Genomic DNA, 19,658 nt, shown 5'->3' on the forward strand with positions numbered 1-19,658 from the left:
CGCGCAGTTTTTCCAAGAATCGGCAGATCCTGAACTTTGCGTAAATATGTCCCATGATAAGTTTGGGTTTCCTGACCACACTCTGGACATTTGGAAGAATGTGTTTTGGATCGCATTTTAATATGAATAGAACTGTCATCATGGTCAACAGAAGTAGTTGACAGCAACTCACCCGGGAAAAACATATCCAGCTTTAACGAATCATTCATTATCATATACCGCCTTTATTTGATACCAATATTTTATCACAGAAATAATTTCATTGGAAGCAAAAAACGGGTGATTGCGGAAGAACCAAAACCAGATCCAGTTCTTCTATTTTCAAAATACCACCCCTATATTGTTTTGTAATATGGAAAAAGCATTGTCTATCGAACACCGATCAGACAACGCTTTTTCCTGTCAAATTCTAATCCATGTCTGATGCATCTGTTACTTCGTCTGCAGTAATTCCTTTTTCTGCTTTCAGTTTCTTATTTGCACCTTCTACATTCATTCTTGAAAGCACAAACATGATCAACACATCAAAGATCAATGGAAGCCACAGATACATAAACTGCATCATATTAAGTGCAGACTGTGGCTGTGTTGCATTCGTTCCAACATAACCGCTGAATTCAAGCATCCAACCGACAACAGCAGTTCCAATACCTCCACCGATTTTTACACCAAGAGAAGTGCAAGAATACATCGTACCATCAATTCTCTTTCCCTGTGTAAGATAAGTGTATTCAGAGCAGGATGCGATAACTGCATTCATATCTCCCTGCCAAGGTCCCTGTCCTAATGCTGCAAGAGCTGTAAATGCCATCATAAGCGGAACACTACCCATATATCCGGCAACGACAACAAGTGCTCTACCGACAACTGCTAAGATATAACCTCTTAAGTTCAGTTTGTACATGCCTTTCCACTTACCAACTAAGGTTGGTGTGAAAATCAAGGCAATGATCAGAGGAATATTAACTGCCCACGCAAACTGTCCGAACAGATTCTTATTCTTCAGTACCCATGTCATATAATAAATACCTGCTCCAATCATGGCACTGTATAACTGCTGTAAAATGTAAGTTCCACAGATCATCATATAATATTTGTTTTTGATAAGAAGCTTAAATGCCTGTACCATTCCGTACTTCTCATCTTCATTTTTTACTTCTCCTTCGTTAAGTTCCTCTTCTGGAAGCTCCTTAACAGAAAGAGCAGAAATCGTATTTACAATAAGACCAATGATTGCATAAATAATGGCTACAGTTCTCCATGCAGCTGCGTCTCCACCACACTTATCGACAAATCCGACTGTAATTGCCTGAATCAGAAGGCTTGTCGAAAATGCAAAGATGAAACGGTAAGATCCCATCTGTACACGTTCTTTGCTGTTCTTTGTGATGAGTGATGTAAGTGCTGAGTATGCAATATTATTTGCGGTATAAAATACACCATTTAACAGTGTATAAGAGATAAAGAACCATGCATATTTAGCAGTTGTTCCCCAGCTGACTGGTACTGCAAAACAGCAGACTAATGTAATGGCACATCCAATATAACCATACAACATCCATGGCTTTGCTTTTCCCATCTTGCTGTGTGTCTTATCGATCATAGATCCAAAGAATATATCCGTAAAACCATCAAATAATTTTGATACGGCAATCAGGGTACCTACGACACCAGCAGCAAGTCCTACTGAGTCTGTCAGATAGACCATCATAAAAGATGTCAGGAACGCATAAACTACATTACCTGCGATATCACCCGAACCATATCCTATTTTGTTATACCATTTTAAATACTTTTTTTCTTCCATAGAATTCTTTTGCTCCTCATATTCATCGCACTTAGAATCTCAAGATGCCTAACAGTATGATGCCTAATTCTAAATTTTTTCGCTTTGTTTTTGTCTGATTGTTCTGTATATCCGGACTTTACAAAACAATCAGACTCTCCTTCCTTGTTAACGGGTTACCTAAAACCTTATTATCCCTTTACATACGGAACCAGAGTAAACTGGAACCGGAATAATACATCATTAAATCGATACTGATCCAATACAACTGGACCACAACTGTTAGAACCTATTCCATTTAATGCATAGTCAACACAAAATACTACGCTGTCTGATTCTGTCAATTCATAATTATGCGTTTTCTTCTCAAGTTCTTCCTGTGTATAATAAGAAGCATTGAAGGAAAATGCCTTTTCTGCGGATGCCACAATTCCATATCGGCTATTGTTAAGTTCTACATATTCGCAATCATAATGGCTTCCATTCTCCTGTGGACGGATATAATCTTCATGCAAATCCCCTATATTTGCCCGGTACAAACCGTGGCTTGCTGCCTGATGCTTATCACGATAGCTTTCCTGCGGTCCCATCCCAAAGTATCTGACATCTGCAAGTTTCTTATCCAAGAACATTCTCACACCAAATCTCGGAAGATCCGGGAACTCTCCATCTTTTGTGGCCTCAATATCTGCGTCTATTTTTCCTGCCGCATCTATTGTCCATGTAATCGTCACATCAAGAATCTTCTGCACTGTCTCTGCCACAACGGAAGCATGACTTGTAATCTTCACACCATGTTTTCCCTGCACAACCTCTGTCGTATAGGCTCTTGTATAAGCCTTATCATAGTGGGCTTTCCTCCATTCAGATTTGATGTACATATCGTTATCTGTTGGGGCTCTCCAGATATTTAACTCCATCGGATGGTTCAGATATTCCCGTCCTGCGAATTTCATCTCCGTGAAGAGTGCAGTACGTCGATCTATTGTATAAGCAAATTCACGACCTTTAATGTGAATCTGTGTATCATTTTCATTTACCTGTAATTCAGAATCTGCTGATGTTTTTTCCAGCCACTTCTCTGCCAGCTGGCATTTTGCGTCTTTCTGACTTACCTCGATTTCATCAAATCCCAGAATGTGGTCTTTCTCCAACAGTGGCATTTCTTTTTTCAACTGGTAAATAAGTTTCAGATAACATTTTCCATTCTCTGGAACATTGATATTCAGACTTATTTTTCCTTCACTATGTGGTGCCACAGAAACTTCTGCGAGTTTTCCTTTACTGATCACGAGTCCATCCTGTGTCAGTTCATAGCTGATTTTTACATAATCCTTCAGATCATCAAAATCCATATAGTTATGAAGAACCAGTTCCCCACTTCCTTTATCATAGGAAACAACCCTTGCCGGGCGATAAACATTCTTGTATTCCAAAAGTCCTGTGTGTACAGTTCTGTCCGGATATACTAACCCATCCATGCAGAAATTGCCATCATGAATTTCTTCTCCATGATCTCCTCCGTAGGCATAGATTTTCTTTCCATTCTCAGCAGTGCCATGAGCAATCGCATGATCACACCACTCCCAAACAAAACCACCACACATTTTATCGTTGTCCTGAATCATCTGGAAATAATCTTCAAAATCGCCAGGCCCATTTCCCATGCTGTGGCAGTACTCTACCAGAAGGAATGGTTTGCTTCCGTCCTTGTCCAGATATTCCTGAATCTCGGAAAGTGCCGGGTACATACGACTATACACATCCAAGTTGCTGTACTCATATGTTTCATCATAATTACGATATCTTGCACTCTCATACTGTGTGATACGATCCGGATCAAATTTCTTTGTCCAAGCAAGTGCTTTTTCAAAGTTGCAGCCATAAGCACTTTCATTTCCCATAGACCACATGACAATACAAAAACGGTTTTTATCACGTTCTACCATGAGTTTCACACGGTCAACAATGGCTGCTTCCCATGCCGGATCATCTGCAATCTTTTCATTCCATCGTTTGAACCGGTTATAGTCTGTGTCTTCCTCTCGGTAAAGCATGAATGGACCATGTGCCTCAATATCCGCTTCATCTATCACCATAAATCCATATTTATCACACATTTCATAGAAGAATGGTGCATTCGGATAATGGCTGGAACGGATTGCATTAAAATTATGCTGTTTCATTAACGTAAGATCGGTTGTGATCTGTTCCACACTGATTGTAAATCCAGTAACTGGATCGGAATCATGACGATTGACACCACGGAATTTAATCTTCTGCCCATTTAAATATATAACCTGATCTTTAATTTCTATCTTTCGTAATGCGATATGATCTACAATTACCTCATTTTCCGTCTCAAGAATCAGTTGATACAGATATAGATTTTCTGTATTCCAAAGCTCCGGATTTGCAATCTCTAACACCGCTGTTCCTTCTTCGGCAATACTTCCTACTGCGACAACTGCTCCATTTTTATCTTCAATCGAAATTTTTACATTTGCTGGAGAGTAGAATTTCACATCAAGCTCTATCTTTGCAAGCATATCCTCAATCTTGGTTTTTATATGATAATCGCTGATTGCCTGCTCCGGACGTTTTAGAATATACACATCCCGGAAAATACCACTCATACGGAATTTATCCTGATCTTCCAGATACGAACCATCACACCACTTCATGACCAGAACTGCTATGCTGTTTTCTCCGTCCTGAAGGAGATCCGTAATATCAAACTCACTGGTCATATGGGAAACCTGGCTGTATCCTACATAAGAGCCATTGATCCATACATAAAAGCAACTATCTACGCCTTCAAAGTTCAAGAAGGCTTTTGGTGCATTTTCATCTTTGTGATAAACAAAGGTATGTGCATATGCTCCACATGGAATATCCTGCGGTACGTACGGTGGATCGAATGGGAACGGATACCGGATGTTTGTATACTGATGTGTGTCATATCCTACCATCTGCCATACACTCGGAACCTGAATCTCATCAAAATTTTCTGTATCATAATCTTTCTCAAAGAAAGGGTCCTGAACATCATAGATGCTGTTAAAATACTGGAACTTCCAAGTTCCGTTCAATAACTGCATTCGGTCTGACTCTTCCCTGTGCTCCACCAGGTTATCCATTCTTTTGGATGCCGGAATATAATAGGCTCTAGCTGGCATTGTATTTTCATGCAGTACGCTTAAATCCTCATAATAACGTGGTACAATCATAAATAACTCTCCTTTAATACATATACATTTTTTTGCACTTTGTTTTCCCACAGCAAACCTTGTTCTTTACTTTTATGTTTACGTTTCTTTGTTTTGCTATATATAGCTTATCCTAATCCGCAAAATATGTCTATGAATTGGATTAGACAAAATATGCACTAAATGATACAATAACAAAAAAAGAAAAGAGGTTCTGCCATATGTATATGAATACCGGTTATTTAAACCACTCCCATATGGATTTCAAAGACAAAAGTCGCCCACTGGTTGTAGGAAGCTGCGGTACTTACCGCCTTTCCAGCCATCCAAAGTTACCAACCTACCGTCCAAGGGGACGCCTGGATTATCAGATTATCTATATCACTGCTGGTTGTGGGCATTTTCATTTTGACAATGTGGATAACGAAACGATTGTCCCCGCCGGTAATATTGTACTGTACAGACCGAAGGAACTTCAGAAATATGAATATTATGGGAAAGATAAGACCGAAGTATACTGGATTCATTTTACAGGCAGCAATGTAAAAAATATCCTACGGCAATATGGATTCCCGGATAAAGAGCGTGTATTTCAGGTCGGAACCTCTATGGAATACGAACAGATTTTCAAGCGCATTATCATCGAGCTTCAGCGTTACCAGGATAATTATGAAGAAATGCTTGTCCTTCTGCTCCGTCATCTTCTTATCATCTTTCATCGGGAACTGACCAGGGAACATATCTTAAAAAATGAATATCTGGATCACGAGATGGATAACGCCGTTACCTTTTTCAGTGAAAATTATAACCAGAATATTAGCATAGATGATTATGCTGCCTCACGAGGAATGAGTGTCAGCTGGTTTATCCGGAATTTCAAAAAATACACCGGTTCCACACCAATGCAATTCATCGTTGGAATCCGAATCAACAATGCTCAGATGTTACTTGAAACAACAACCTATTCCATCAATGAAATCTCTAAAATCGTCGGATATGATAACCAGCTGTATTTCAGTCGGCTTTTCCACAAACTGAAAGGATATTCACCGAGAGAATACCGAAAGCTGAGAAACAAACTCTGAAATCCATAAAGAGGATACCACGGAATCATCAGGTCAATGATTTCGTGGCATCCTCTTCTCTCTTTTCTATTCTATTCTTATTTTATGAACTCAACCGAATAATAATACATATACTCATTATCTGTATCTATATACTCACCTCTAATATCCTGTATCGGCAACGAGCTCACTCCTTGTTCGCCATAGATCAGTGCTGCCAATCCTTGCTCTGTTCCGTACTCTATCGTGCTTTTATTCTCTATAGATGTTGCAGATCTGCCATAATATTCTCTGTTTGCAACACCTTCCAAGATTGGCGTTTCTGTCATATATTTTGAATATTCATCTGCTGCAATAAGCTTTGTAGTAAAATTATCAAAATCCGGTGTGATGACAATCAATCCATTTTTTGCAGATTTCATATTCTGATAGGAAAGTTCCAAAACCTTCTTATGAGAAATTCGTTTTCCAGACTGGTATTCTGACAAGTAAACATACAATGTTTGAATTGTATCTTTTGAATTATATCGAAACATCATGGTTCCATCAATTCCAGACAACAATTCCGCCGTTTTCATTTCTACACTATCTGGATCTACTGCTTCTATATAATTTTGTGGTTGCCGCAATTTATTACATACTATGATTCCAAAAGCAATAACACATACTCCCACCGCAATAAGAAGTACAGCAATAATCTTCTTTAAATAACGTTGCTTATAACTGCTAGCTTTGGTTATCTGTATCAATGTATCTTCTGATTTTTTTTCTACATTAGTTACCTCAATATCTTCGCCCGCCAGAAATTCATTTAGACTGATGCCTAATATTTCACATAATTCTAAATACACAGACACATCTGGTAAACAGATTCCACGTTCCCACTTAGAAACTGACTTGTCACTCTTCCCCAGTTTCTCAGCGAGCTGTTTTTGAGTCATACCAAGGCTTTTTCGTTTTTCTGCAATATAGCTTCCAATTTTCACAAGATCCATAGCCATTCCCCCTTTGGGGATTATAGTATCTATTTTCTCAGAAAAAGTACACCCCTTAATGGTAGAATTACCTCAAATTTAAACAAATTTTATCAGCGACTATTCCGTTAAAGGATTATGATTATAACGCCGAAGTGGAAATTACCACCTCTATTGTGAATATAGTGGCAAATGCAAATTATCGTGGTGCAGATGAGGATTGGTATGTAAAGTCAGACAATATCGTATTATTGCCACAAAGACAGCCGAAGAGATAAATTGTTATAGTTTTTATTTGTAAACTACAGTATAATTAGCCAATAGAGTCGTATTTAAGCTATGTAAAACAATTTTGACAAGAAAAAAGAGGCTTTGTCGAAGATATTGGATAGACATTTGGAAGTTTATATATGACAATGTTAGGTAATTGCGAAACGAGTTCGCAATCCTGATTAAAAATAAGGTAGAAAGCCTGCTATGCAGAATTTCTAAGATGAAAACAGCTGACAAGAAGAAGTCATTTGGGGTTTTTCTGAAAAATGGGCGCACTGATAGAAGGAATATTCTGAACTGTGGTAAGACCTATTATAAAAATCTTATTTAAGCAACCAAAGGTTTCAGGCTTCTCAGATATTCATGCTTGTGGATTTTATCTGCAACTATCACGGTAATTAACGGAGTGATTCCGGCAAGCAGCAGATCGGCGTGAAGGGTTTTTTCGTTTTGGGTTTTCCGACCGGCAACACAAAAACTGTCTTTGAAGTGGTTGATTGATTTCTCCACATTCACACGTATCTTGTAAGTGGAGTCCCATTCTTCGGTGCCACGGATTGTTCCAGGGTAAGCACGGAGATTTTGTTCCGGATACACGTAGATCATTCTTCCACAGGAAGAAGGGGTACAGGGATTGTCGCAGTGGCAGACGCGTTTGGATTTTTTGGTTGTTTTGTCGGATTCCCATTTCATTTTAGGGCAGACGAACTTCATGGTGGGAATTCCACAGCGCAGGTGAGATTTGCTGCCTTCCCGTTTCATTAACAGGGAGGGGGCATTTGGACAGCAGGGAATCCCTTCTTCATTAACACTGTAGTCAACTCCTTCGATTTTGAGCTTATTTCTCAAAGGAATGTATGCCTTTTCAAAGGAAGTTTCCTGCAATAGGTATTTGTATATTTCAATGCTGTCAAATGCTGCATCGCCCAGAAAAGTTTTTGGATTGATCAGCGGATGTTTTTTGAAGAAATCTTTTAAAACAGGAATCAGTGCTTTGGAGTCGGCAAGGGATTTATCCTCATCGGGGGAATCAGATTTCTTTTCTATGATGATGTCCGGGTGAGCTTCAAGGAATTCTTTATTGTAGAAGGTAATATCCCTGACAATACCAAGTCCGTTGGTAATGATGCCAAATTTAAAGGCATAGCAAAAATGTCCGTTAATGTACATCTGCTGGATTGCCGGATTTGCGGCTGCGTGTGAAGGCATGGAACCATAAGCAGCTTTGTCAGCATCAATGCGCTGGCAGATCGGTTCGGTCAGGTCGACCAGTCTGTCGAACATCGATTGCAGATCCGGCAGGAAATCCTGCTTGAAGCGTGTGAATTTGGAAGCATCGGGAACGACATCAAATCCACAGAAATCCCATAATTCCTGAGAGTATTTAAGGAAAATAATCAAAAGAGAAACAGTCGGGATGGAAAAAATGAGCTGTAATAACAGAGCCTTCAGCATTGGATAGAGCTGATGCCTGCGGGGTCTGCCGGTGACAGCATGAAGATGAGAAATAAAAGACACCGGGACAATTTCATCAAGGTTAATGGTATTTTCGAGAAGTTCAAGAAACTCATACTTATCGTTATCAAATTTATTTTGGCAATCGGTAAAAATATCTGCCAAAGAGAGCTGCTTATGTGGTATCATATAGGTACATCTCCTTATTGGTGGATTGGTTTTTAGTTTTGGTCGACTATATTATACCATAAACCAGTAAGGAGATGTTTTATTTTACAACAAAAAGAATGCCGTATTTGTGCGGCTTCTGGCGTTCCGCAAACGCCTACCGCAGTTTTACACTTCAGCTGCGAATGTATTAACAAATCCACCTTTTCCTGTCAGGGTCTTACTTCTTTTATCCGGCTGTGAAGTGCCTGTATAAACACAGTATTCACCGGATAGAATCTGTGCAGCGCCATCGATATCAAACAGTTCGAAAGCTTCCGGTTTTAAAGTCAGAACGACTTCCTGCTCCTCGCCCGGATTCAGAAATACCTTTTTCAAAGCCTTTAACTGGGGATTTGGAGTTCCGTCACAGCAGGATTTTACATAAACCTGTACGGTTTCTCCTCCGGCCATCTTACCGATATTTCGAATCACTGTCCGTACAGTCATTCCTGTACCCTTTCTAATGATTCCTGTTTCGGACACCTTATCTCCTTCGTAAACTGTAATCTCAGGTTCTGACAGACTGAACTCTGTATATGACAGTCCATAGCCAAAGGGATATAACGCTTCCTGTTCCATATAACGGTAAGTTCTTCCTTTCATGGAATAATCCGTAAACTCCGGCAGTTCTTCCACGGAACGATAGAAGGTTACCGGCAGTTTACCTTCTGGTGAACACTCTCCAAACAACAGACGTGCCACAGCCTCTCCACCTCTTGATCCAGGATACCATGCCTGTACGATAGCCGGAATATGCTCGTCAGCCCAGCTAAGATCCATAGCACTTCCGGTCAATGAAACGAGAACCACCGGTTTTCCACTTTCATATGCCGCTTTGAGGATTTCATTCTGCAGCCCCGGGTAGTTCAGATCCGGTTTGTCACCGCTGGCAAATTCATTTCCTGTATCACCCTCTTCACCTTCCAGTGTAGCATCCAATCCAAGGCAGACAATAACCACATCACTGGCCTCGCATACGCCTTTCACTTCAGCCAGACGATCGTTTGGTTCTGAGAGAACACAGACACGGTCTTTAAATAAAGCACATCCTTCCGAGTACATGACACGAACATCATCGCCTACATAATCCTGAATTCCTTCAAGAACTGTTACATAGCGGGAAGCAGTTCCCTCATAGTTACCCACAAGTGCTGCTCTGCTATTGGCATTTGGCCCGATGACTCCGATGGTTTTCATATTATTCTTATTCAGAGGAAGAAGTCCTCCTTCATTTTTCAGAAGGACCAGAGTTTTTTCAGAAATCTTTTCGTTTATACGGTTATGTTCCGGTGTGTCGTTTTCTGTATAAGGAATACTATCGAATGGAACTGTTCCCGGTTCTTCAAACATACCAAGCTTCATACGTGTGGTGAAAAGATTGATGACCGCCTCATTGATTCGTTTTTCATCAACTCTTCCTTCACGTACTGCCTGAACCAGATGAGGGTATGTACAACCACAATTCAAGTCACAACCGTGATTCATAGCCATCGTTACGGATTCCACCGGTGCATTTGTTACATGATGATTTTCATGGAAATCACGCACTGCCCAGCAGTCACTGACAACGTGCCCCTCAAATCCCCATTCTTCTCTCAAAATATCTTGCAGAAGTGTCTTACTGCCGCAGCATGGTTCTCCATTTGTCCTGTTATATGCACCCATCACAGCTTCTACTTTTCCTTCCTGCACACAGGCTTTAAATGCCGGCAGATAAGTCTCATACATATCCTGTTTGGATACAACAGCATTAAAATGATGTCTCTCTCCTTCCGGTCCGGAATGTACAGCAAAATGCTTTGCACAGGCTGCTGCCTTCATATATACAGGATCATCTCCCTGAAGTGCCTGAATAAACCGCACGCCCAGGCGTGATGTAAGATAGGGATCCTCACCATACGTTTCATGACCTCTTCCCCAGCGCGGATCACGGAAAATATTTACATTAGGTGCCCAATATGTTAAGCCTTTATAGATGTCTCTGTCACCATATTTCACATGCATATTATATTTTGCACGTCCTTCAGTGGCAATGATATCAGCCATCTCCGCAACCAGTTCTTCATCAAAAGATGCAGCCAGACCAATTGCCTGTGGAAATAATGTCGCTGTTCCCGTTCTAGCAATTCCGTGAAGTGCCTCATTCCACCAGTTATATTTGGGAATTCCCAGTCTCTCGATTTCTGCCGCTCCGTGAAGTGTCTGGGAAACCTTCTCCTCCAGCGTCATCTGTGCTACAAGTTCTTCCGCCCGTTCTCTAAATGTTTTAGCCATAAGTAATCTCCTTTTTTGTTCATTTTCTATATTATAAAAAAGAATCTATTGTTTTCCTTATTGATTCTTGCTATACTTTTCCTATATTTTGCTATTTTTGAAAGGGATTATCTTTTACTATGATTGAAGATCTCAAAGGAATGAAAGAAACGATTGCATATGGTTCTTCACAGTTTCGATTGATGAAAAATCAGGAGACTGAAGATTATCCGCCACACTGGCATACAAGTATTGAAATTATCATGCCTTTAGAAAACGGCTATCAGGCCGTAATAGGAACTGAGTGCTACACACTAAATCCCCTTGATCTGTTATTTATCAACAGTGGGGAAATTCATTCACTGCAGGCGCCTGCCACCGGTAAGCGCCTGATTTTTCAGGCACCATTGTCGCTTTTTTATTCTATACCCGGTATGGGAAGCGCACTGCTGCTGTTACCGGAAGCTGTTTGCCTTACGCCGGCTTCCTGTCCGGAACTCTTTCAGGAAGTGTCTGCAAAATTCAAGGAAATCATCCGGGAGGCTGAAAAAAGTAATTATCTGGCCGATGCCTGGGTATCCTCTGCTGTTATTCAGATTGTTCTTCTGCTAGTACGCCATAATTTCGAACATACTCCTCGATTTACCGATGTATCCTTTTCCTCCCGCAGAGAATACATGGAAAAATTCACAACGGTCTGTCAGTATATCGATACCTCATTTCGGGAAAATCTGACACTTGAACAGGCTGCAGAAATCGCAGGATTCAGTAAATATCATTTTTCCAGACTTTTTAAAGAATTTACAGGAATAACCTTCCAAGAATACCTCACACGCCAGCGTATCCGCCACGCAGAAGAACTGCTGACCGATTCCAAAATCTCAATCACTGATATTGCACTGGCCTCGGGATTCTCTTCTGTCAGTAATTTTAATCGGAGTTTTCAGATGTATAACCACTGTTCGCCTTCGCAGTTTCGGAAAAAACTGATGCATGTATAGCGGGGCAGGGTGACCCTGGTCACACCTCGATCAACTTGCTATTTCTCCGAGTCAATGATAAAATCGAATTATACGGATAAAAGTGGAGTATGTCCCCCACTTGATACAAGTAAGTCCCCACCCACCACTTTATGCTCTGCACATTTGAAGTGGGGACTTACTTGATTCGGTTAAATCGACAAAATCGCGCATTACTCAATGGGAGCCGTTTCGATGATGAATTTTACAGTTCCCCCCATGTCGCCGGAATCACTAAACTGGGTGTATGCGTTTCCTGCATCCTGCAGCTCGAGAAGGCGGTCGATCACTTCCTGCACATCTTCATCCAGATAAGAAGTCAGCTTTTCAATTCCCTCTTCATTGAACTCTTCCATACCATCCCGAAGTTCATCTGCTCCATCTTTCAGTTCCGAAACACCGTCATCCAGCTGTGTACCGCCATCGGCAAGCTGTGATGTTCCATCTTTTAGTTTCTCACTGCCATCTGCAAGTGCTTGAACGCCGCTTCCAAGTGTTCCTGCACCCTGTTCCAGTTTGGAACTGCCTGCTGCCAACGCACCGATACCGCTGCTCAATGTCCCTGCACCTTTGCTTAATTTTCCGGCGCCGCTCTCCAATGTTTTTGTACCCGCATATAAGGTAGAAGTCCCTGCTGACAGTGCATCTGTAGCATCCACAAATTTTTGCAGGTTTGTGTCAATGTTTCCTGCACCAGCGATCATCCTGGAAAGTCCGCCATCAAGTTCCGAAGCACCGCTTGCCAAAGAAGAAAGCCCGGTCGCAAGTGCATCTGCCCCTTCTTTTAACTGTTCTTTCACGATCTTGAAAATCATCTGTACTCCACTGTTTAATGATTTTGCGCCGGATGACAGAGACTTGGCACCGGTCTTCAATTGTTCCCCGGATGTCATCTGGGTTGATGTGTCTTTTGCGGTAAACTGGGAAGCTCCTTGCTGCAGCTGGTCTCCGGATGCCCTTAATTGCTGCTCCGCAGCCATGAGCGCAGCAAATGCTTGTGAAGGATCTGTTCCTACCTCGCCGCTTCTTCCGGACACTCCCATATCCTGCCCGGCTGATTGTCCGAAATATTGTGTCGCATCTGCTACCTGCGTTCCTTCCATTTCCCCATCTATGACTACATTTTCTTCCGATACCTGTGTAATGGTCTCCTGCTGTATTCCGCCCAGAGCTCCGTTTAAGAGAGAAATACAGTCATTTAGTTCTGTCATGTATTGATCATATGAAGCATACAGCCTGATCAAATCTTCTTTTGATTTTGCGTTGCTGATGTCATTTTGTACCCCTTGCAGATTATTCAGTACCTGCTGAATGTCAGCCACCGCATCTTCTGAAATCGTCGTCTTCACAACTTCTTCTGTGTCAATTCTCCTTGCCGGCTGAGACGAAATCTGCGCAGCGGCAGTTTCTCCCTGTACTTCCCCGGATGACTGGGCTGAAATCTGGCCAGCGGCAGCTTCTTCCTGCACTTCCCCGGAAGGAGTGGATGGATTTCCCTGCCCTGACAATGATCCAAGAATCTGGTCCACGGAATCCATGTATTGATTGACACCATCTACATAGACTCCTACACCTTCCGCTAAAGAAGTGGTTCCGTCCACATAGGCCCCAATGCCCTCTTCCAAGGCCGCACTTCCCGCTTCAAGCTGGCCTGCGCCTGACAATAGTTTCTGGCTATCCTCGCCTTCCGCCATGGCGCCGATTCCGTTTGCCAGAGTCTGGCTGCCAGCTGCAAGAGCCTGACTGCCGCTTACAAGAGATTTGCTGCCAGCTTGTAATTTCTGGGTTCCCTTTCCGGAAGCAAGTTCTTTTGCCCCTGCCTCCAGAAGCTTACTGCTCTTTGCCAGCTCCTGATTTCCGCTTTTCACTTCTGCCGCACCTGTTCGCAGGTCTGTGCTTCCCTTTGCAAGGTCATTGACTCCTGTCACCAATGCACCTTTTTTATTCTCCAACGTCCGGATACCGTCTGCAAGAGCGCGGATCCCATCGATCAATTCTCTTTTTTTTCCATTTAAGGTACTGATCCCGTCTGCCAAGGTTCCCATGTTTTCATCAACTTCATTCATTCCATCAACAAGCTCTGCGCAGGAATCCTTCAATGTCTGTACGCCTTCTGCCAGCTCTCCGCTGCCATTCACAAGTTCTTTGGATGCGTCAGTCAAATCTTCCAGCGATTTTTTCAAATCATCCCAGCCTTCGATATCATCGATTCCTAACTCTTCCAGATTTAACGGAAGGGCAGCGGTCATTGACATGGAAAGGGAAAAATCCGTTACATCTGCCTCTACTTCAAAAGAATCCGGAATATCAATGTCTTTTAACATCTTTGTATCTTCTAATTTCAGGCTATCTGACAATCCCGGCATTCCCACGCCGATGACGATTTCTTTATCTCCGTCAGATATGATCTTGCCGTTGTCTATTTTCACATTTTGAAATGTATCGGTAGGCAGTACAAAGCCGGATACCAACATAAACGGCGTATATACTTCCCCCGATTTTGACGTATTTTCGTATGTGTAACGGATCTTTACGTGACCGCTTTTTCCTGCTAATTCTTCCGGAGCAATCCTCTCCCCATCCAGATAGTATTCCACGTGAAGTGATACCGGAAGTTCTTTATCTGTAGTTCCCTGATAATAAATATCATTTCCCTGGGCATCCCATACCATGTGGTCTCCATCCTGCCGGTATGTCTCATCACCTTTCACATTTTTGATGTCTTTCAAGTCAGAATGATCCTCCACGGACGATTGCCCCTCTTCATTTTTCAGCCAATCACTAACTACAATATCTGTTGCCGCCCCCTCTGCATCCGCCTGAACGTATACAGTTTCTTCTTTTTCTTCAGCAAACACAGGATAAGCTCCTGCTTGAATAGCCAATACCCCTGCCATTGCAGCTGCCATTGTTTTTACGATTTTTTTATTTCTATTCATAAGATTAAGCCTCCTTCAAATTTAACTGGGACTGTTGTTTCTTTTTACGAAATCCCATGGTTGTCTTGATGATCACCTTGTCAAAAACAAGGAGCATTGCAGGCAGAATAAAGATTACTACGACCATGCTGATCAGCGCCCCCCGTGACAAAAGCGTACAAATAGAGCCGATCATATCTACCTGAGAGTAACATGCCACACCGAAGGTCGCGGCAAAGAAGCTGCAGCCACTGGTAACAATAGATACCATGGATGACTTATGTGCGATGGATACAGCTTCTTTCTTCCCTTTTCCGCTCTGGCGCTCTTTTATATAACGGTTTGTCATTAAAATCGCATAGTCTACGGTAGCCCCCAACTGGATGGTTCCGATGACAATGCTTGCCACAAACGGAAGGCTGATCCCCTGATAATATGGAATAGCCATATTAATATTGATAGCAAATTCGATCACCGCAACCAAAATGATGGGCAGGGAGATGGATTTAAATACGATCAGGATAATGATAAAAATAGCTGCTATAGAAAGAGTATTTACATGTACAAGATCAACGTCTGTCACATCCTGCAGGTCTTTCATCAACGGCGCCTCCCCGATAACCATCCCATTTTTATCGTAGGATTTTACAATATGGTCAATCTGCTCAATCTGGTTGTTTACCTCTGGTGTAGCAGACATATACTCGGAGCAGACAAATTCCAGATCATGGTTCTCACTTTGCAGCATGCTTTTCAAATCTTTCGGTATCATACTGTCAGGTACAGAAGGACCCACCAGAGAATTCAATCCAATCGCCCATTTAACTCCGTCTACATTTTCCACCTCGGCCATCATGGCGCGCTTATCTTTCGCATCCATGTCTTTGTCCAGCATAATAATGTGGATGGTACTCATATGGAAATCTTCTTCCAGCTTATCATTTGCCATATTGCTGGGTAGTGTATCCGGCAAAGACTGGGCAATGTTGTAGTAAATGGGTGTATGGTTGTTTCCGTAAATTGCCGGGAACAGAAGAAGCAGGAATAATAGGATCCACGCTTTGTAATGCTTCGTAATAAATGCAGATGTTTTATCCATAGCATGGATCAAAGGTTTATGCTTCGTCTTCTCGATGGGTTTATCAAAAATCAAGATCATCGCCGGCAAAACTGTTACACAACAGATTACTCCGATGACCACACCTTTCGACATGACGATCCCGAGGTCTTTGCCAAGTGCAAAGGTCATGGCACAAAGCGCGATAAAACCTGCCACTGTGGTAACGGAACTTCCTACAATGGAGCGAAACGTATTGGAGATGGCAAGACCCATGGCTTTATTTTTATCCTGCGGGTATTTCTTCTTGCTTTCTTCATAGCTTTCCAACAAGAAAATGGAATAGTCCATGGTCACACCCAGCTGCAGCACCGCTGTCAAGGCTTTTGTAATATAAGAAGTTTCCCCCAAAAATACATTGCTTCCCAGATTATATAAAATGGAAAGACCGATGCTTAAGAGGAAAAATACAGGAACCAAAAAAGATTCTGTAGCGAGTTCCAAAACAAGGAACGACAGTCCCGCGGCAATCACAACGTAAATCGGCAGTTCCTGCAGGGATAAGTTTTTTATGTCTGTAACGATACCGCTCATTCCACTGATAAAACAGCGCTCATCTGCTGCTTTTCTCATCTGTGTAACTGCTTCCATAGCTTCATCGGAGGAAGTGGTATGATCAAATAATGCGATCATCATTGTGGCATCGCCGTTAAAAAAAGCCTCCCGAAAATCTTTTGGTATCATTTCTATGGGTAGGGTAATATCTGCCACATCGTCATACCAGAGGACATCTTCTACGTGTTCAATCTCGCTGAACTCCTCTTCCAATTTCTGGACATCCTTTAGCTCCATTCCCTCCACAACGACCATGGAAAAAGCACCCATTCCGTATTCGTCTACCATAATATCCTGCCCTTCCACTGTCTCAAGAGACTTTGGAAGGTAGCTGAGCAGATCGTAATTGATCCTTGTTCTGGCAATTCCTACCATCGATGGGATCAACAGAATGATACTCAGCCCTAAAATGAGATACTTGTGCTTTGCAATCCATTCTCCTGCTTTCATAAATTGTCCATCATCCTTTCGAAATTGACTTTTAGTCATTTTTCATACTAGGTGTTATACTCCCAAAATGACCATTAGTCAATATCTATTTTAAAAATTATTGACCATTCGTCATTTTTATGTTAAAAAAGATATAGGGAAGGAAAAACAAAGGAAAAGAGGTATCCGGATGGGAAAAGTTGATATGAATAAAAAGCAAAAAAAGGAATCCCTTTTAAATACAGCCTTTTCACTGTTTACATCAAAAGGATTCCAGAATACTTCTATTTCAGATATTGTAAAAGAAGCCGGTGTGGCCAAAGGAACTTTTTATCTCTATTTTACAGATAAATACGATATCAGGAACAAACTTATTGCACATCAGGCGACCATATTGCTTTTCGATGCATACCACTCCGTCACGGAGCATGGCATTACAGGCTTTGAACGCCAGATCATCTACATGGCTGATTTCATCATTGATCGTCTGGATACGGACCGCTCCTTGCTAAAATTCATCTCTAAACATCTTAGCTGGGGCGTATTTCGAAATAACATGATCTCTTTCCATGATGAACAGGACCATAACGCATATGAATTATTCCTAACCTTACTCCATAATTCCGGATATGAATTCTGCGATCCTGAGATCATGATCTATATGATCATTGAGACGGTCAGCAGTTCTATCTATAATCCGATTCTATACGAACAGCCGGTGCCCTTGGAAAAGATCAAGCCTTATCTTTACCGTTCGATCAGCGAGATCATCCAAAGGCACATCGTGGGATCATGATCCTACTTCTATCCTCATAATTGGGCGGGGCATTCAGTCATATAACCACTTCGACGCAAGAGCATATTTCCCCTTCTCACCCCTGCTTCCAAACATGATTCCCATTGGTTCCTTGAATGCTTCTTTCGATTTAAAAGTTTTTTACCCGATTATCATATTCGTAAACGGCTCCTGGATTCCGCTCATGATGCGATGCCTTATTACCTGTATTGCAGCAGGAATGGGATACAGCCATTTATCGATTTAAATGAAAAGCGTGGCATGAAAGAAAAATACAAAGATGACTTTACCATTGGAACTTAGGTCTGCTTGATTATAGAAAAGGCTGCGGACCGGAGTCCTGTCAAGGACGAGGCCGCAAAGCGGTGTTACACATCCTTGACAGGACTCCGGTACACAGCCTAAAAGTACACCCAAGCAGACCTAAGTGAATCCCTGTCCCGTATGGGACTTGCAAAAAAGATAGGAATGAAGTAAAGTTGGGATAAGAAATTCTAAGTGAGATACTTTATCTAAACATCAAGGGTGGATTCTAACCCATTTATTCCGACAGTAAACTTACGCAATCACAACACAACTCTCTCTTGAAATGCCTAATCAGATATGCTATATTGAAAATAGAAAAGGAACAACCGCCCACAAGGGGTTGACCGCATAAGATAACAGAAATGCCACCCGATACCGCCAAGTATACAAGGGTGGTTTTTCTGTGCCTGTATCCAGGACTTAGAAAAACGCTACTGACTAATCAAAACGATAAAGGTCAGCAATGCCAAAATGAACATTCCAAAAGACATAAGGTCTTTGAAATCAAAGTAATTATTGTTCATCAGCACCACCTCCCATCTGTATGTAAGATGAAAGGTCAACGCCCTTGTAGTACACGATTGTTCCTGATCACATCATAGCATACTGTTCTCCACCTTACAACGATTATTAGCACTGATTTCCCCTTTTTATGCCTTACCCGTTACTATACACACCCCATAAATAACCATTGCCTAAATTGCTGAATTTAAAAAAATTTTTTTGTGGATAATCTTCTATGAAGAGTATCCCGGGTCTGTTACAGATGTATCCCAGTTTACCTTCATGGTCGACAAGGTCATCGAATACGGATACAAGAAGATCGGCTTTATTCTCGACCGCGGCTACTTCAGTAAGGAAAACATCCGCTACATTGATGAGAACGGCTATACGTTTATCATTATGTGCAAAGGATGTAAGGCACTCGTATCATCATTGGTACTTCAAAAGTGTGGGACCTTTGAAACAAAGCGGGACAGAGTATCCAAGGTTTTTGGATAAAGAAAACCGATGGTCAAACCTGATTACAGCTCAAGTTTATACCATCGGTTTATTCAGTTCAAGCTAACGTCTGTACTGTAACTATTGCACTTTTCCAAAGTCGGACATTTTTCGGACAAACCTTGATTTTCCCCTCATCCTGTGCTATACTCAACCCTGTTGAAAAGCCCACAAAAATAAGTGTTGTCCGGCAAATTAAATGATGCCCTATCCGGCAGATTATTTTGTGCTGATTTTAGAACCTTGCAAATGTGTCAGTCACTTTAAAGATGATTGTTTCTGCGAATTGTTT

Annotated in this window: 11 protein-coding genes and 1 pseudogene; 4 read left to right on the forward strand and 8 right to left on the reverse strand. The window is 41.7% G+C overall.

The window, feature by feature from the left end:
• The 3 genes from ACTNEW_RS15305 to ACTNEW_RS15315 all read right to left on the reverse strand — a co-directional run.
• Nucleotides 1-209 (reverse strand): transposase family protein (locus ACTNEW_RS15305; RefSeq protein ID WP_441062550.1); only part of this gene is annotated, 209 nt, incomplete at its 3' end.
• 200 nt (nt 210-409) lie between these two features.
• A complete protein-coding gene (locus ACTNEW_RS15310; protein ID WP_297775969.1) occupies nt 410-1,807 on the reverse strand; it encodes an MFS transporter in 1,398 nt (465 codons plus the stop codon).
• Nucleotides 1,808-1,977: 170 nt separating this feature from the next.
• Nucleotides 1,978-5,016 (reverse strand): glycoside hydrolase family 2 TIM barrel-domain containing protein, encoded by a 3,039-nt coding sequence (locus ACTNEW_RS15315; protein ID WP_441062552.1) that lies wholly within the window; start codon nt 5,014-5,016, stop codon nt 1,978-1,980.
• A gap of 200 nt (nt 5,017-5,216) precedes the next feature.
• On the opposite strand from ACTNEW_RS15315, the gene ACTNEW_RS15320 reads away from it, so the two are divergent.
• Complete coding sequence (locus tag ACTNEW_RS15320) at nt 5,217-6,080, forward strand: helix-turn-helix domain-containing protein (protein WP_441062554.1); 864 nt, start codon at nt 5,217-5,219, stop codon at nt 6,078-6,080.
• 77 nt (nt 6,081-6,157) lie between these two features.
• Here ACTNEW_RS15320 and ACTNEW_RS15325 read toward each other — a convergent pair whose 3' ends face one another.
• The 3 genes from ACTNEW_RS15325 to ACTNEW_RS15335 form a co-directional block, all read right to left on the reverse strand.
• On the reverse strand, nt 6,158-7,054 hold the full coding sequence (locus ACTNEW_RS15325) for a helix-turn-helix domain-containing protein (protein ID WP_441062555.1): 897 nt from the start codon (nt 7,052-7,054) through the stop codon (nt 6,158-6,160).
• Between the two features lie 579 nt (nt 7,055-7,633).
• Nucleotides 7,634-8,950 (reverse strand): transposase, encoded by a 1,317-nt coding sequence (locus ACTNEW_RS15330; RefSeq protein WP_441062557.1) that lies wholly within the window; start codon nt 8,948-8,950, stop codon nt 7,634-7,636.
• Nucleotides 8,951-9,097: 147 nt separating this feature from the next.
• Nucleotides 9,098-11,245 (reverse strand): glycoside hydrolase family 3 C-terminal domain-containing protein, encoded by a 2,148-nt coding sequence (locus ACTNEW_RS15335; RefSeq protein WP_441062559.1) that lies wholly within the window; start codon nt 11,243-11,245, stop codon nt 9,098-9,100.
• Nucleotides 11,246-11,364: 119 nt separating this feature from the next.
• Here ACTNEW_RS15335 and ACTNEW_RS15340 point away from each other — a divergent pair, with 119 nt between their 5' ends.
• On the forward strand, nt 11,365-12,225 hold the full coding sequence (locus ACTNEW_RS15340; protein WP_441062560.1) for a helix-turn-helix domain-containing protein: 861 nt from the start codon (nt 11,365-11,367) through the stop codon (nt 12,223-12,225).
• A 191-nt stretch (nt 12,226-12,416) separates the two neighbouring features.
• Here the strand turns inward: ACTNEW_RS15340 and ACTNEW_RS15345 are convergent, their stop codons facing one another.
• Both ACTNEW_RS15345 and ACTNEW_RS15350 read right to left on the reverse strand, forming a co-directional pair.
• Nucleotides 12,417-15,182: a hypothetical protein gene (locus ACTNEW_RS15345; RefSeq protein WP_441062562.1), complete on the reverse strand. Its 2,766-nt coding sequence runs from the start codon at nt 15,180-15,182 to the stop codon at nt 12,417-12,419.
• A gap of 4 nt (nt 15,183-15,186) precedes the next feature.
• Nucleotides 15,187-17,283 (reverse strand): efflux RND transporter permease subunit, encoded by a 2,097-nt coding sequence (locus ACTNEW_RS15350; protein WP_441062564.1) that lies wholly within the window; start codon nt 17,281-17,283, stop codon nt 15,187-15,189.
• Between the two features lie 169 nt (nt 17,284-17,452).
• Here ACTNEW_RS15350 and ACTNEW_RS15355 point away from each other — a divergent pair, with 169 nt between their 5' ends.
• Both ACTNEW_RS15355 and ACTNEW_RS15360 read left to right on the forward strand, forming a co-directional pair.
• Nucleotides 17,453-18,058 carry a TetR/AcrR family transcriptional regulator gene (locus ACTNEW_RS15355; RefSeq protein WP_441062566.1) on the forward strand — a complete coding sequence of 202 codons (606 nt, stop codon included), beginning with the start codon at nt 17,453-17,455 and terminating at the stop codon, nt 18,056-18,058.
• Nucleotides 18,059-19,096: 1,038 nt separating this feature from the next.
• Nucleotides 19,097-19,339, forward strand: a pseudogene (locus ACTNEW_RS15360) (transposase); the annotation flags it as partial.
• Nucleotides 19,340-19,658: the final 319 nt, after the last annotated feature.

Origin of the sequence: Blautia sp. HCP3S3_G3 (assembly GCF_052063365.1) — a bacterium.
Lineage (GTDB): Bacteria > Bacillota > Clostridia > Lachnospirales > Lachnospiraceae > Blautia_A.